The sequence below is a fragment of the Bacillus sp. FSL K6-6540 genome (assembly GCF_038007545.1).
The window spans coordinates 201740-217099 of record NZ_JBBOXH010000001.1; the positions used below are offsets into that span (position 1 = coordinate 201740).

The following is a 15360-nucleotide window of genomic DNA, read 5'->3' on the forward strand; positions in this document are numbered from 1 at the left end:
GGAAGTGATAAATGTGGCTGTGCAAGCTAGAAAGCGCCCCCGCATCGTCGTGATGGGTGGAGGAACCGGGCTGTCCGTCATGCTGCGGGGACTCAAAGAAAAGCCTCTCGATATTACGGCCATCGTCACCGTTGCGGATGACGGGGGTAGCTCCGGCATACTGCGTAGCGAGTTGCAGATGCCGCCTCCGGGAGATATTCGTAATGTACTGACAGCACTCGCGGATGTGGAGCCGCTGTTATCCGATATATTGAAATACCGTTTCAAGAATGGCTCGGGACTGGCCGGGCACAGCCTCGGCAATTTGATCCTGGCTGCCATGACGGATTTGCACGGTGATTTTGTCACGGCAGTCAAGGAGATGAGCCGGGTTTTTGTTGTTCGCGGACAGGTGCTGCCCGCAGCGGGCGAAGCTGTCATTCTGCATGCGGAGATGGAGGACGGCACGATTGTGACCGGCGAATCCAAAATCCCGGAGGCCGGGCGCCGCATCAAGCGGATCTTCCTGGAGCCGGAACATGTGGAACCGCTGCCGGAAGCGCTGGAAGCGATTCAACAGGCCGATGCGATTCTGATCGGTCCGGGCAGTCTGTACACAAGCATTTTGCCCAATTTGCTGGTTCCCAAGCTTGCCGAAGCCATTGTCTCGTCCGAAGCGATCAAAATGTTTGTGTGCAACGTGATGACGCAGCCGGGAGAAACCGATAATTATACGGTGAGCGATCATTTGCAGGCCGTTTACGACCATATTGGTCTTCATCTGTTCGATTATGTTATTGTTAATGATGGTGAGATTCCGCCTCAGGTTCAGGACAAGTATGCACAGAAGGGCGCGAAGCCCGTTCTGCTGGACCGCGATGAGGTGACCAGCCGAGGATATAAACTTATTGCCGATAAGCTTGTGCTATTTAGAACATACTTAAGGCATGACGCTGACAAGCTGAGCAATCATATTTTTCAGCTGGTACAGGATTGGATTACACGAAAGGGGTGAGTACCTTGTCCTTTGCGGCACAGACGAAGAAAGAACTGACGATGATCGAAAGCCAGAGCTGCTGTGAAAAAGCCGAACTGTCCGCGCTCATTCGGATGAACGGCTCTGTTCAGCTTTCGAACAAAAAGGTAATCCTGGATATTTCGACGGAAAATGCCGCGATTGCAAGACGTATTTATTCCTTAATTAAGAAGCATTTCCAGGCGCATACCGAACTTTTGGTGCGTAAAAAAATGCGTTTGAAGAAGAATAACGTATATATCGTTCGTATTCCCGCCCAGGTTCAGGAGATTCTAAAAGAGCTTCGCATCGTTTCCGAAGGCTTTCTGTTTCAATCGCGCATCGACGAGCAGATCGTTCGCAAAAATTGCTGTAAGCGGGCTTATCTGCGAGGGGCCTTCATGGCAGGCGGATCCGTGAACAACCCGGAGGGGTCTTCGTACCATCTGGAAATTGCCTCGATGTATGAGGAGCATTGCCAGTCCCTGGTGGACCTGGCGAATGAATTTCATCTGAACGCACGCTGCATCGAGCGGAAGAAGGGTTTCATCTTCTACATCAAGGAAGGCGAGAAAATCATCGAATTCCTCAATTTGATCGGTGCCCATCAGGCTTTGTTCAAGTTCGAGGATGTCCGCATTATGAGGGACATGCGCAATTCGGTGAACCGGATCGTGAACTGCGAGACCGCCAACCTGAACAAAACGATCGGCGCGGCCGTCCGTCAGATTGAGAACATCAAGCTGCTCCAAAAGGAAGTGGGTCTTGAGAATTTGCCCGATAAACTGCGGGAAGTGGCAGAGATTCGGCTGGCTCATCCGGATATGAACCTGAAGGAAGTCGGCGAATTGCTCAAAGGAACCGTCAGCAAATCAGGCGTCAATCACCGTCTGCGCAAAATCGATGAATTGGCCGAAAAGATTCGGAATGCTTAAGATTTTTTCTTCTAGTGTCCTGTATGGTAAAATGGTATAATATTATAAAATGTCAATCGCGCTTTCAATGCAGCAGATTTATTAGATAGGGGGTAATTTTCATGACAAAGCACCCGGTAGTCGTTCGGTTAAAGACGGGTCTTCACGCCAGACCGGCCGCGCTGTTCGTTCAGGAAGCGAATAAATACTCATCTGAAATTTTTGTTGAAAAAGATGATAAAAAAGTAAATGCCAAAAGTATCATGGGAATTATGAGCCTTGCGATCAGCTCAGGAACGGAAGTTTACATTAGTGCTGAGGGAGCTGACGCTGAGCAAGCGGTTACTTCACTCGTGAACTTGGTGAGCAAAGAGGAACTCGAGAACCAATAGGGTAACCGTGATTCAAGTTTAAGAAAAGTCTTGTTACAGCAAGGCTTTTTTTGCTATCAGGCGCTGCCTTTGGATTCTCGCTTGTGTGTCGCGTACATAAGAATGGATGGAAGAGAAGGGGCGGAGACATCCGTCCTTTTTTAAATCCGTTTTTGGGGTCGCCGTCAAAGCATTGGGAATAAGCATCGAAGCATAAGCTCCACTTGGTGGGGTTATTTTGCGTTGTTTTCCGAATCGTAAGCCTTCGTTTAACTTCAGTTTAACTTGCTGATATATTCTCTTCTTACAGACAATATAAAGGGATGGGAAGGGAAGGGAATACAATGAGTTCAACGGGTACTGCTATACAGGAAATCAAGCGCGAAGAACAGGCCGGGAGCAAGAAAGCAGGTTCCCAGGCGTTCTTCCGGTTATTGAAGGAAACGAAACCGCCGATGCTGCTGCTGATCGGGGCGATCCTGCTGAATGTGATCTCAACCTTGGTCGGGCTTGTCATACCGATGTTTACGAAAAGCCTGGTGGATGGCTTCTCGCTGACGGATATGAATCGGTCCCATATCATCGGGCTCGGCATCGCGTTTGTGGTGCAGACGATTGCTGCCGGGGTCTCGATTTTTCTGTTAAGCTATACGGGACAAAAGATGGTGGCTGCCCTGAGGGAGCGGCTGTGGAAAAAGCTGCTTGTGCTGCCGATCCGCTATTTCGATCATAACCGTTCGGGGGAATCGGTCAGCCGGATGACGAATGATACAGGAGTGATCAAAAGCCTCATATCGGACCATGTGGCCGGATTCTTTAGCGGGATCATCTCCATTGTGGGTTCCATTGGGGTGCTCCTTTATCTAAACTGGAAAATGACGCTGACGATGTTTATCGTCATTCCGATTGCGGCGCTGATCCTTGTCCCGCTCGGCAGGAAGATGTACAAAATATCGCTGGGCATGCAGGACGAGACGGCGTCGTTTACGGCGAATATCAGCCAAGTGCTGTCGGAGATTCGGCTGGTTAAAGCCTCGAATGCGGAGAATAGAGAGTATGAGAACGGGAACAAAGGCATCACCAACCTGCTGAATTTCGGTATCAAGGAAGGCGTAGTCTCTGCTTGGATCGCACCGCTGATGTCTTTTGTGCTGATGATGCTGCTGGTGGTGGTGATCGGGTATGGCGGACTGCAGGTATCCACCGGAGCACTGACCGCGGGAGAGCTGGTTGCGTTCATCCTGTACCTGATTCAGATCGTCATGCCGATGACGCAGTTAACGACGTTTTTTACCCAGCTGCAGAAGGCGAAGGGAGCGACGGAGCGAATATTGGAGACCCTGGATGCAGACGAAGAATCCATTACGGCCGGTGACGAGGTGGCGGATGCCAACCAGCGGGTGTCGATCGAGAACCTTTCGTTCGGGTATAAGCCCGATGAGCTTGTGCTGCATGATATCAGCTTTCAGATGGAGCCGGGGACGGTCACGGCCGTGGTCGGGCCGAGCGGCGGAGGGAAAACGACGCTGTTCTCCATGCTGGAGCGCTTCTACCTGCCCCAGAAGGGACAGATTCGCTTGGGCAAGACACCCATAGATACTTTCTCCTTACGTTCCTGGCGCGGATTGATCGGCTATGTATCGCAGGAAAGTCCGATGATTGCCGGAACCATACGCGACAACTTATGTTACGGAATGGACCGGGAAGTGAGTGACGCTGAGCTTCGAAGAGCGGCAGAAATGGCGTATGCCGATGGATTTATCGATGAGCTGCCAAGCGGCTTTGATACGGATGTGGGTGAACGGGGCGTGAAGCTCTCGGGCGGACAGCGGCAGCGGATTGCCATCGCCAGGGCTCTGCTGCGGGATCCCAAGATCCTGATGCTGGACGAAGCCACCTCCAGTCTGGACAGCCGTTCCGAGATCGAGGTGCAGAAGGCACTCAAGAACCTCATGGCTGGACGGACGACGATCATTATCGCGCACCGGTTATCCACGGTGGTGGGGGCCGATCAGATCATATTTATAGAAAAAGGAACGGTGACCGGCCGGGGAACGCATGATGAATTGATCGGGCAGCATGATATGTACAGGGAGTTTGCCGTTCAGCAGCTGCAGATGAATGAGGCAATCGAGGCTTAAAGGCAGCTTGTAGAGCCATAGAAGGAAGGGGGGCCATCATGGCAAAAATATTGGTTGTGGACGACGATCCGAACATCCGCGAACTTATCAAGGTGTTCCTGGAGGAGGCGGGGATGGAAGGGGTGATGGAGGCCTCGGATGGCGTCGAGGCCCTGTCCGTGATGGAGCAAGTTTCGGTCGATCTGGTCGTGATGGATATCATGATGCCTAATATGGACGGATGGGAGCTATGCCGGGAGATTCGGAGGAATACCGGCATTCCGGTGTTGATGCTGACGGCAAAAGGGGAGACGAGACAGATCGTGAAGGGTTTTGAGCTGGGCACGGACGATTATCTCGTGAAGCCTTTTGAACCCGCGGAGCTTGTCGTACGCGTCAAAGCGCTGCTGAAGCGATATCAGGTAGCCGCATCGCAGACGGTCACGATCGGGAACTTGCAGATGAACCGTAAAACTTATGAGGCCAAAGCCGGCGATGAGGTTTTTACCTTGCCGTTAAAGGAGTTTGAGCTGCTCTTCAAGCTGGCCAGTTATCCGGGGAGCACACTGACGCGCGACCGGCTGATCGAGGATATATGGGGGTATGACTTTGAAGGGAACGAACGCACGCTGGACGTTCATGTGAATCGCCTGCGGGAACGGTTCCCGGAGGAGAAGTACCGGTTCAGGATTCGAACGGTGCGCGGCCTGGGGTATCGCCTGGAGGCAGGTGAGAGCTGATGAGGAGACCGTTCAAAATCTTGTGGAAAATCGTTCGGGAAACGATTCAGACCATCCTAATCTTCGCGGTCTTGGGAGCGTCATGGACGGCGGCGACCTACGTGACGCGGTTTGTTTACAACTGGACGGGGACGCCGCCATGGGATTATGCCGTCCAGCTGATCGACTTGTTTGTCGGCGTCATGATCTTCTTCCTGTTCATGCTGGTCGTGGGGGTGTTCTTCAAGCACCGGCAAATGGCCATGCTGAATTCCATAACGGATGCCATGCGCCGGATCTCCCAAGGGGATTTCAGTGTGAAGATGGATGAACAACAATGGCGCGGGGAGTTCAAGATGATTGCTTCCGGCATTAACGACATGGCCGGCGAGCTGGGGCGCATGGAGACGATGCGGCAGGATTTCATCTCAAACGTGTCCCATGAAATCCAATCCCCGCTCACTTCGATTCGTGGGTTTGCAAGGGCGCTCCGAAATCCACGTCTCACCGAGGAGAAGAGAGCTCGTTACCTGGAGATCATCGAGGGAGAGGGCCGTCGCTTATCGCAGCTGAGTGACAATCTGTTGAAGCTGTCATCTCTGGAAGGCGATCAGCCTGCCTTTGAAAAGGCCCGTTACCGGCTCGACGGGCAGCTGCGCGCCGTCGTATTGGCGCATGAGCCGCAGTGGCTGGCGAAGCGGATTCAGGTGGATCTGGATCTCGCCGAGGTCGAGATTGAGGCGACGGAGGATCTGCTGAGTCAAGTGTGGACCAACTTGCTGCACAACAGCATCAAGTTCACGCCCGAGGACGGCATGATCACCATCGTGCTGAAAGCAGGGGAAGACGGAGCCGAGGTTACCATGACCGATACGGGGGTCGGGATGTCGGACTCGGATCAGCTGCATATCTTCGAGCGCTTCTACAAAGCGGACAAATCGCGTAATCGCGCGGCTGGCGGCAGCGGACTTGGGTTGTCGATCGTGAAGCGGATCGTGGATATCCACCAAGGGAGAATAACGGTCCAATCGGAGCCGGGGAAGGGATCGGCATTTACCGTGGTGGTGCCATACAAGAGTTCCGGCGATACAAAGCAGTGATCGTGTGCGGCTTGGTGCTTGGAGTTATAAAGTTTGAGGCAGCCGGAGCTGGATAACCCAAGAAATCGGTGATGGTTGCGGGCTCTCCTTCAGGAACTGGGGAGGGCATGGGGCGGAGTGTTTTGTCTTTTCTGAGCAAAGGTGGTCACTGCGTGGGAACATGGCTGGCTTCCAGGCACTTTTAGTAGGGGACGGGTCATAGCCATAAATAAGGAGTAAGGACTTGTCGTCCTTACTCCTTATGGAGTTATACGCGATGCGATATGTACAAGCTTTCCGCTGACGGGGAGAGTATGTGATTAGCTAAAACAGTGCAGATAGCAGCGCGTTCGTACAAGCAGTAGCAATACAAGTCATATGAGCCATATGAGCAATTCAACCATTAATAGGAATACAGGAAGTCAAGCATTACCAAAAGCAATCAATGCAAGCAATACAAAAAAACAGGTAAGGATGCAAATGATTCAAGCATTACAAGGAGTACACACAATACAAGCATTACACACATTACACACATTACACACATTACACGCAATACAAGAAACAAGCGATATAAGCCAAACCAGTAATACAAGTAATTCAGACATTACAAGTAAGTCAACCAACTCAACCAACTCAAGCAACAAGTGATTCAAGGCATTACAGGGATGATGCGAGAGTAGTATAAACATTTCCCTGGCAATCTCGGGAGTTTAACGGACACCATAGACCTTATTTGCCGAAATCACGGCCATATTTGGAAATAGCGGACACTAGATCCGTTATTCAAGAATTTGTATAGGCAAATGCCGCCTTTTTGAAGGAATAACGGATCCTCGGTCCGGTAATTTTCGAAAAGTCCCTATTTTCTCTCGAATAAGGTCCTCTCGGTCCATTAGCTGCTCTAAAGCAGCATGTAGCCATCGTATAACCATCGAAGTGGGCTCTAAATGATAACATGCAGATGTCATTCCATAGCCGTACGATATCATGCAGATGCCCCATAGTCGTACGATAACATACAGATGCCATACCATAACCGTACGATTATAGGCAGATGTCATTCCATAGCCACACGATAACATACAGATATCATTCCATAGCCGTACAATAACCAGGTTTCACTCTAACGGGCCAGCCGGACCATAGGTTGCTGTTGCTGCTTTGAACTGTCGACAGCCATCCAAGCGCACCCCGAGGCCACTCACCGTGCGCACAGGCAAGGTGTATGCAGCCGCACAGCTGGTTCAGCTGCACCGTTACAGCACCTTCTCCAGAAAGCTGATCGTCCGCTCATGCTTCGGGCTGCCAAACACCTCTTCCGGCGGACCTTCCTCTACGATATACCCGCCGTCCATGAAGATGACCCGGTCCGCAACCTCGCGGGCAAACCCCATCTCATGCGTAACGATCATCATCGTCATGCCCTCGCGTGCCAGGTCCTTCATGACGCCTAGCACCTCGCCGACCATCTCCGGGTCCAGCGCCGAGGTCGGCTCGTCGAACAGCATGATGTCGGGATTCATCGCCAAAGCCCGGGCGATCGCCACGCGCTGCTTCTGACCGCCGGACAGCTGGCTCGGGAAAGCCTCCGCCTTGTCGGAGAGGCCTACTCGGTCCAGCAGCTTCAGTGCCGTGGCACGTGCCTCTGCGGCGTTTTGCTTGCCCAGCTCGACCGGGGCGAAGGTAATGTTCCTCAGCACGTTGAAGTGCGGAAAGAGATTAAAATGCTGGAACACCATACCAATGTTCTCGCGCGCCTTATTGATGTTCGTTTTAGGGTCATTGATATCCTGATCATGGACAAAGACCCTGCCAGCCGAAATTTCCTCCAGCCGGTTGATGCAGCGCAGAAAGGTGCTTTTGCCCGAGCCCGATGGCCCGATCACGCAGACAACCTCGCCTTCCTGGACTTGCATATCGATTCCCTTCAGCACCTCGTTCGTGCCAAAGCTCTTCTTCAGTCCTTCTATGCGGATTTTATCCATGACGCACCTTCCTTTCCAGACGGTCCGAAATTTTCGTCAGAATCGTGATCACGACCAAATACATGATGGCCACCACGAGCCAGATATCAAACGAGGCGAACGTTCTCGCAATGATGATCTTCCCGGATTGGGTCAGCTCGACCAGACCGATCACCGACAGGATGGACGTATCCTTCAGCGTGATCACCAGCTGGTTAATAAAGGTCGGAATCATGACTTTGATCGCCTGCGGAATGATGATTTTCATCATGGCTTTGCGGTATGGCAGTCCGAGTGAGCGGGCCGCCTCCAGCTGCCCGGGGTCAATGGATTGAATGCCGCCGCGAATAATCTCCGTGACATAAGCACCGGCATTCAAGCTCAGCGTCAGGACCGCTGCAACGATCGGCGACATCGTAAAGCCGAACGCCTGCGGAATGCCGAAGTAGATGAAGAAGGCAAGCACCAGCAGCGGAATGCCGCGGAAGATGTCCACGAATACGGTGGCGATGCCCCGGAGCCATCGATTGCGACCGACCTTCATGAAACCGAAGATCAGCCCTAAGAAAAACGCAAAAAACAGCGACACGATGGTCAGCAGCAGCGTATTGCCAAGGCCCTTCAGCAGGGAAGGCAGCGACTCTACGATCAGTCCCCAGCGGCTTTGATTCGGTGCGCTTACGGCATTCTCCCCGATATATTTTTCCTTAATGCGATCGTACTCTCCACTGGCCCTCAGGTTGATCAAGCCAGCGTTGAATTTCTGCAGGAGCTCCTGGTTCCGCCCCTTGCTGACGGCAAATCCATAGGAGGCGCCCGGCTCCATATCCGTAACGATCTTCAGTCCGTTGTTCTGTTCCACTCCATAAGCGAGGACGGGAAAATCGTCAAAGCAGGCAACGGAATTGCCGGTTTTGACATCGTCATACATTTGGGCCGAATCGTCAAAAGGCACGATGGTGAAGCCGTACTTGGAGGATATGGATTCCGCGAAGCTGTAGCCCTCCGTACCGGTTTTGACAGCAACCTTTTTCCCCCTTAAATCCTCATAGGATTTGATGGATTCCTGGTCCTGGCGGATGGCCATGACAACGCCCGAATCAAAATAGGGGTCGGAAAAATCGAATTTCTGCTTCCGTTCATCCGTGATACTCATGCCCGCGATGACGCCGTCCACCTGATTGGCTTCCAGCGCCTGAACCGCCGCATTGAAGCCGAGCGGCTTGATCTCGTATTTGAAGTTCTGGTCTTTCGCGATCGCATCCAGCAGATCCATATCGATGCCGACAAATTTGCCGCTCGCATCCTGGAATTCAAACGGGGCAAACGTAACGTCCGTTCCGATCTGATAGGTTTTGCCGGAGGCTGGCTCTCCCGCCGCGCTTACCGATCCATAGGGAACGCCAACGGCCATGAGGAGCAGCAGTGACATGAACACGTAGAATACACGCAATGATTTCATAATGACCTCCTGTTCTTAACACCGTGTAAGTTAGTTACCCATTAAGGCTTCCATGTTAAACAGCAGCTTCCGGCTTCATTCGGTATCTTATTTGGCTAAATAGCCAATCATGCCTAGAAATACCAATGAATTGGGCGTAAAAAATTTATTACAAGAAAAATATCAAAACGCTCCGATTCGGATGCAACATTTACCAATGCCCTCACGTTAGAAGGGTAAGGCAAGCATGGCAGCGATGCCAATATCGAAGGAGGCTGACAAAGATGAAAAGATGGGTCAAACAAGTAGGTTCTATCATGATTGCAGGCGCACTGCTGACTGGCAGCACGGCTTGGGTCGGGTTGAGCGGAGCAACCGAGGTGCACGCGGCGGAGGCAGCACAGCAAAACCTTCTTACCGTACTTGGTAAAGGCGAGATCTCGGTGAAGCCAGATATCGTTTATCTTTCCATCGGGGCAGAATCATATGCGGAAACCGCAAAATCCGCACAGAAGAGCAATGCGCTGAAAATGGATAAGATTACGAAGCTGTTGAAAGAAACCTGGAAGATCGACGACAAGGATATCAAAACCGAGCAGTTCTATGTACAACCGAACTATACGTACTCCGATGAGAATGGACGTAAAGTGAAAAATTACACCGCCTATCATTCCCTGGAAGTTACGCTTCGCGATCTGAGCAAAGTCGGGGACCTGCTCGATGCAGCATCCGATGCCGGCGCCAATTCCATCGGCAACGCCCGTTTCTCGGTTGAGAACCGCGATGCATTCGAAGCGCAAGTGATTGATAAGGCGATGGCTAACGCAGACCTGAAGGCACAAGCGATGGCGAAGGCGTCCAAGCGTCAACTCGGTATCGTACTGAACATTGTGGAAGGTTCCGTTGGCGTAGATACCATCTATGGCCTCGAAAAAATGGCGATGGAGGCTCAGTCCACGGCAGCGGACGCTGGCGCCAACACATCCGTGAAGCCGGGCGAGATCAAAATCACGACGCAGCTGTACGTGCAATACCAGCTGAAGTAGTCGCTTTAATCGACGCAGCATGCGAAAAAACCGTTCATTCCGGTCTTTATCGGGCGAACGGTTTTTTCGCATGTCTGTTAAAAAATGAAATACCATTATACGGTGCCATATCCGGCCCTTCCCCTGTCGAAATACACAGAAAAGTGTTGTGTATAGGGGGAAAACGAGGTATAGTGAATATGCGAAAAACTGAACTTTGATCTAACGTTTAAAGCCATACCCATGGATATGGCTTTTTTTTCTTAGTAGAGACTTCTAACCGCCTCCACCCTTAAGAAACGGATTCTGCCCAACCTGAGCATAACAGGCAGTAGGACCGTTTCTTCTTAGTGGAGAACGTTTTTGTGCATACTGGTAATAGGATGTCAACATGGAAACGAACAGGTCACATTTTGAAGAAGGGGTTGATGCATGTGATTGAACTTGTCCAGATCGAGAAGCATTTTCAGGGACAAGCGGTCGTGCATCCGCTGTCGCTCTCCATTAAAGAAGGGGAATTCCTGACTTTGCTGGGCCCCAGCGGCTGCGGCAAAACGACGATTCTCCGAATGATAGCAGGATTCGAGCAGCCGACCGAAGGACAGGTATGGCTGGCGGGTCAGAATGTGACGGATATGCCTGCGAACAAGCGGGATTTGAATTTGGTATTCCAACACTATGCTCTGTTTCCGCATATGACCGTAGAAGACAATATCGCTTTTGGACTGAAAATGAAAAAAATGCCGCGCCAGCTCATCAAGGAGCGCGTGGACGAGGCTGTTGCGATGACGCAGCTGACCGCCTTGCGGGAACGCTTCCCGCACCAGTTGTCTGGCGGACAGCAGCAGCGCGTGGCCATTGCGCGCGCCATCGCCAACAAGCCGAAGGTGCTGCTGCTGGATGAACCGCTCGGCGCGCTGGATTTGCAGCTGCGGAAGAACCTGCAGTCCGAGCTCAAGCATTTGCAGCGGACGCTCGGGATCACGTTTGTATATGTAACGCACGACCAAGAGGAAGCCATGATGCTGTCCGACCGGATCGTCATCATGAACCATGGACGGGTAGAGCAAATCGGCACGCCGCGCGAGATCTATGCGAGACCGCAAACGCTGTTTGCCGCCACGTTTGTAGGGGAGAATAACGTCTTCTCCTCGCCTGAGGGGCTTTTTGCCGTACGGCCGGAGAAACTCATTCCCCAGCGGGAATCGGGTGCCAAGAAGAGCGGCGTGATTGAGGATGTGCAGTACCTCGGCAGCGTTCATAAGCTGCTGGTCCAATTGGACGATGAGCCGATGAAGGTCACGATTGCCCTGGATATCTCGGATGACCATCCGTGGGAGGTTGGCGAACGGGTTGGGGTGAACTGGAACGCCAAGGATGAGGTGATCATCGGGCCATGAGGAAATCAAGGTTCCTGTTGACTCCGGTGCTGCTGTGGTTATCCCTGTTCCTGATCGTTCCGATGCTGATCGTGGTCGGCATTTCCTTTCTCTCGCGGGATTCGCTCGGGAATGTCGTGTTTTCCTTCAGTCTGGAAGGATACAAGACTTTTTTTGATCCATTATATTTGGGTATCTACTGGGATACCTTGGTACTGTCGCTGCTGACTACGGTGATCTGCTTGTTAGTCAGCTATCCTTTGGCCTATTATATAGCCAACGCTTCCCCGCGTATCCAAACCTGGGGATTGATTCTGATCACGGTTCCGTTCTGGATCAACTTTTTGATCCGAACCTATGCATGGGTTCTGCTGCTCCGGACGCAAGGCGTGGTGAACAGCCTGCTGCTGTGGGCGGGATGGATCGACGAGCCGATTCAGATGCTGTATACGTACGGCGCCGTACTGCTCGGGATGGTGTATAACTTCATTCCGTTCATGGTGCTGCCGATTTACGTGGCCTTGGAGCAGATGGACAAACGTCTGCTGGATGCGGCCAGCGATCTGGGCGCTTCCAGATGGAAGGCATTTCGGCATATTACCCTGCCTCAGAGCAAGTCCGGCATCATGACGGGTGCGGTTCTGGTCTATGTATCGACTTCGGGTATGTTTGTCGTTACGGATATATTGGGAGGCGCCAAGTCCTCCATGATCAGCAATATCATTCAGCAGCAGTTCCTGGGTGCGCGCAACTGGCCATTTGGAGCGGCGTTATCGGTTATTTTTGTGATTACGTCCCTGGTGCTGATCCTGCTCTTTAACCGGGCGATGCAAGCCCGCCATCAACGCGTAGGGGAGGGGAGATAAGTGAAAAAGAAGAATCACCCGCTGCTCGGGGTTCACTCTTTCCTTATGATGGCTTTCATCTATGTACCCATCGTCATGATTATCATCTATTCCTTTAACGATACGCGGCTTAGCGGCAATTGGGAAGGCTTTACGATGGATTGGTATGTGTCGCTATTCCAGAATCGGCACGTGATGGAAGCGCTGATGAACAGTTTGACGGTGGCCGTCATCTCGACGATCGTTTCCACCCTGCTCGGGACCGCAGCGGCGCTCTCGCTTCGGAATTTGGGGCGTAAAGGCCGCAGCGGCATGAATGGCCTGCTGTATCTGCCGGTCATCATCCCGGATATTATTATGGGGCTGTCGCTGCTGGTGCTGTTCAGTCAACTGAACATGCCGCTTGGCAAGGCAACGGTGATCATCGCCCATATTACGTTCAGCTTGTCGTATGTCTATGTCGTGGTAACGGCCCGACTGTCGGGAATGGGCAAACAGCTGGATGAGGCTGCCCAGGATTTGGGCGCCACGCCTTGGCAAACGTTCCGGCACGTCACGCTGCCGCAGATTGCACCGGGCATTATCTCCGGCGCATTGATTGCTTTCACGCTGTCGCTGGACGATTTTATGGTCAGCTTTTTCGTCGCCGGCCCAAGCTCAACAACGCTGCCGATCTATATATACGCTCAGGTGAAGCGCGGCATCTCGCCAGAGATTAACGCGCTGTGCACGCTGCTCATACTGGTCAGCATCACGCTGATCCTGTTAGCCCAATATATTCTTAACCGCGGCAATGGGCAGAAGAAACACAAAACATTACCGATCTAAGCGATAGAAACGCTTTTTTCGAAATAAAATTAAAACATGCAAGTGGAAAGAGAGGAGATATTGAATTGAAAAAATCAAGATGGACCCGCCTGCTGACGGCAGGCATGGTTGCGGTATTGTCTGTAGGACTGCTGGCCGGCTGCGGCTCGGATAAGGAGACGCTTCATATTTACAGCTGGGCGGATAACTTCGATCCCGAGGTGCTGAAGGACTTTGAGGAGAAGTTCGACGTGAAGGTAACCTACGACAACTACGCGAACAATGAAGACCTGCTGGCTAAGATCAAGGCTGGCGGCAGCGGTTATGACCTCATTCAGCCGTCCGATTATATGGTCAAAACGATGATTGAATCGGAGCTCCTTGAGCCGCTTGACATGAATAATATCCCGAACTTCGTCAATATTACGGATACTTTCAAAGATCCGTCTTATGACCCGGGCAATAAATATTCGATCGTTTATACGTCCGGCGTAACGGGAATTGCATATAACAAGAAGTATGTGAAGGACGAAATCAACAGCTGGGAAGACCTCTGGAATCCGGAATACAAGGGCAAAGTCCTGCTTCTGGACGACAACCGGGAAATGATCGGCATGGCGCTGAAAAAGCAAGGAAAATCCAACAGCAGCACGGATGAGGCGGAAATCACGGCTGCATCCGATGAGCTGAAGATACTGCTGCCGAATGTCCTTGCGTTTGATACGGACAATATTAAGCAGAAGATGATTCAGGAGGAAGGCTGGATTGCCACGGTTTGGTCCGGAGACGCGGCGTTCATCGCGGCGGAGAATCCGGATGTAGCGTACGTGGTGCCTGAAGAAGGAGCGACCATATTCTCGGACAACTACGCGATTCCTAAAGGTGCGAAGAATAAGGAGCTGGCCGAGAAATTCATCAACTTCATGATGGAGCCCGAAGTCAGCGCCAAAAACTATGAATTTATCGGATACAGCAATCCGAACACCAAAGCAATGGAATTCCATAGCGAGGAATACCGCGCCAATACGATGATCAACCTGACGGAAGAGGAGCTGGGCCGTACCGAGTGGCTCGATAATGTCGGTGACTCGCTCTCCGTCTATGATCGTTTATGGACCGAACTGAAGAGCGGTCGTTAGTATAAGCTTCGGTTCTTCATCTTTTTGTAATAAAAGGAAGCCTGTCCCCTAAGGGGATGGGCTCTTTTTTTTGCAGAGCAGAATGAGACATTAGTCCCAAAGTGGGGAGAATTGGTCGATTTTCAGGAATTCCACCACAACTTCAGAATCCTTTTCGTTGTTATATATAAGGAGGGTGTATACCGTTTAGACCCGTTTTTTATAAATGGGGTATCCCAGAAAGGAAGAAACAGCTTGAGTGATCTGACGAGCATGGGGTTTATTGCTATGATTGTTGCAGGCATCGCCGCTGTTTTATTTCTGAATTTTTTCAGGAAAAGCACGCTGCATCTGCTGCTGACGAGCATTCACAGTGCACTCGTTGGCATCGGTTTGATTCTTCTTGCTTACGTTGTCCAAGGCAGTGAACTACTGCTGCTTGCGGGTTCAAGTGCTCTCTTGTTCGGTGTGTTTCTTAGCGCAGCGGCGTTCGTCCGGAAGGAATCATGAGAATGTATAGGTCCTATGGCATGGAGTCAAAATTGTCATTCACTTTGTTACCAATACATTGAAAGCTTTCC

Annotated in this window: 14 protein-coding genes; 12 read left to right on the forward strand and 2 right to left on the reverse strand. The window is 51.6% G+C overall.

The features are described from left to right. Window positions 1-52 precede the first annotated feature (52 nt). From MHH82_RS00995 to MHH82_RS01020, 6 genes are all read left to right on the forward strand, one after another. A complete protein-coding gene (locus MHH82_RS00995; protein ID WP_175320789.1) occupies window positions 53-994 on the forward strand; it encodes a gluconeogenesis factor YvcK family protein in 942 nt (313 codons plus the stop codon). Between the two features lie 5 nt (window positions 995-999). Continuing rightward, the gene (gene whiA / locus MHH82_RS01000; RefSeq protein WP_009593666.1) at window positions 1000-1929 is read left to right on the forward strand and encodes a DNA-binding protein WhiA; all 930 of its coding nucleotides are present in this window, start codon (window positions 1000-1002) and stop codon (window positions 1927-1929) included. A gap of 101 nt (window positions 1930-2030) precedes the next feature. Continuing rightward, entirely contained in the window at window positions 2031-2300 is a 270-nt protein-coding gene (locus tag MHH82_RS01005; protein ID WP_006207570.1) for an HPr family phosphocarrier protein, read from the forward strand. A 323-nt stretch (window positions 2301-2623) separates the two neighbouring features. Continuing rightward, on the forward strand, window positions 2624-4420 hold the full coding sequence (locus MHH82_RS01010) for an ABC transporter ATP-binding protein (RefSeq protein ID WP_012818429.1): 1797 nt from the start codon (window positions 2624-2626) through the stop codon (window positions 4418-4420). Window positions 4421-4458: 38 nt separating this feature from the next. After that, the gene (locus MHH82_RS01015; RefSeq protein WP_012818430.1) at window positions 4459-5139 is read left to right on the forward strand and encodes a response regulator transcription factor; all 681 of its coding nucleotides are present in this window, start codon (window positions 4459-4461) and stop codon (window positions 5137-5139) included. Next, window positions 5139-6218 carry a sensor histidine kinase gene (locus MHH82_RS01020; RefSeq protein WP_340962590.1) on the forward strand — a complete coding sequence of 360 codons (1080 nt, stop codon included), beginning with the start codon at window positions 5139-5141 and terminating at the stop codon, window positions 6216-6218. Before MHH82_RS01015 ends, MHH82_RS01020 begins: the two co-directional genes overlap by 1 nt. A 1238-nt stretch (window positions 6219-7456) precedes the next feature. Here the strand turns inward: MHH82_RS01020 and MHH82_RS01025 are convergent. Then, a complete protein-coding gene (locus tag MHH82_RS01025; protein WP_340962592.1) occupies window positions 7457-8185 on the reverse strand; it encodes an amino acid ABC transporter ATP-binding protein in 729 nt (242 codons plus the stop codon). Beyond that, window positions 8178-9617, reverse strand: coding sequence for an amino acid ABC transporter substrate-binding protein/permease (locus tag MHH82_RS01030; RefSeq protein ID WP_397360281.1), 1440 nt, complete (start codon window positions 9615-9617; stop codon window positions 8178-8180). Before MHH82_RS01030 ends, MHH82_RS01025 begins: the two co-directional genes overlap by 8 nt. Window positions 9618-9889: 272 nt before the next feature. Here MHH82_RS01030 and MHH82_RS01035 point away from each other — a divergent pair, with 272 nt between their 5' ends. The 6 genes from MHH82_RS01035 (at window position 9890) to MHH82_RS01060 (ending at window position 15289) form a co-directional block, all read left to right on the forward strand. After that, window positions 9890-10651, forward strand: coding sequence for an SIMPL domain-containing protein (locus MHH82_RS01035; protein WP_096777142.1), 762 nt, complete (start codon window positions 9890-9892; stop codon window positions 10649-10651). 407 nt (window positions 10652-11058) lie between these two features. Then, window positions 11059-12030 carry an ABC transporter ATP-binding protein gene (locus MHH82_RS01040; RefSeq protein WP_009593655.1) on the forward strand — a complete coding sequence of 324 codons (972 nt, stop codon included), beginning with the start codon at window positions 11059-11061 and terminating at the stop codon, window positions 12028-12030. Next, a complete protein-coding gene (locus tag MHH82_RS01045; protein WP_009593648.1) occupies window positions 12027-12875 on the forward strand; it encodes an ABC transporter permease in 849 nt (282 codons plus the stop codon). Before MHH82_RS01040 ends, MHH82_RS01045 begins: the two co-directional genes overlap by 4 nt. Continuing rightward, entirely contained in the window at window positions 12876-13682 is an 807-nt protein-coding gene (locus MHH82_RS01050; RefSeq protein WP_096777144.1) for an ABC transporter permease, read from the forward strand. Between the two features lie 65 nt (window positions 13683-13747). After that, window positions 13748-14800, forward strand: a complete 1053-nt coding sequence (locus tag MHH82_RS01055) for an ABC transporter substrate-binding protein (protein ID WP_340962597.1) — start codon at window positions 13748-13750, stop codon at window positions 14798-14800. 234 nt (window positions 14801-15034) lie between these two features. Further along, window positions 15035-15289, forward strand: a complete 255-nt coding sequence (locus tag MHH82_RS01060) for a hypothetical protein (RefSeq protein WP_340962599.1) — start codon at window positions 15035-15037, stop codon at window positions 15287-15289. Window positions 15290-15360 lie beyond the last annotated feature (71 nt).

What these genes read in the sequence shown, in the direction of transcription:
- MHH82_RS00995 (WP_175320789.1), top strand. Translation starts at nt 53, where the DNA reads ATGGGTGGAGGAACCGGGCTGTCCGTCATGCTGCGGGGACTCAAAGAA.
- MHH82_RS01005 (WP_006207570.1), top strand. Translation starts at nt 2,031, where the DNA reads ATGACAAAGCACCCGGTAGTCGTTCGGTTAAAGACGGGTCTTCACGCC.
- MHH82_RS01010 (WP_012818429.1), top strand. Translation starts at nt 2,624, where the DNA reads ATGAGTTCAACGGGTACTGCTATACAGGAAATCAAGCGCGAAGAACAG.
- MHH82_RS01015 (WP_012818430.1), top strand. Translation starts at nt 4,459, where the DNA reads ATGGCAAAAATATTGGTTGTGGACGACGATCCGAACATCCGCGAACTT.
- MHH82_RS01020 (WP_340962590.1), top strand. Translation starts at nt 5,139, where the DNA reads ATGAGGAGACCGTTCAAAATCTTGTGGAAAATCGTTCGGGAAACGATT.
- MHH82_RS01025 (WP_340962592.1), bottom strand. Translation starts at nt 8,185, where the DNA reads ATGGATAAAATCCGCATAGAAGGACTGAAGAAGAGCTTTGGCACGAAC.
- MHH82_RS01035 (WP_096777142.1), top strand. Translation starts at nt 9,890, where the DNA reads ATGAAAAGATGGGTCAAACAAGTAGGTTCTATCATGATTGCAGGCGCA.
- MHH82_RS01040 (WP_009593655.1), top strand. Translation starts at nt 11,059, where the DNA reads ATGCATGTGATTGAACTTGTCCAGATCGAGAAGCATTTTCAGGGACAA.
- MHH82_RS01045 (WP_009593648.1), top strand. Translation starts at nt 12,027, where the DNA reads ATGAGGAAATCAAGGTTCCTGTTGACTCCGGTGCTGCTGTGGTTATCC.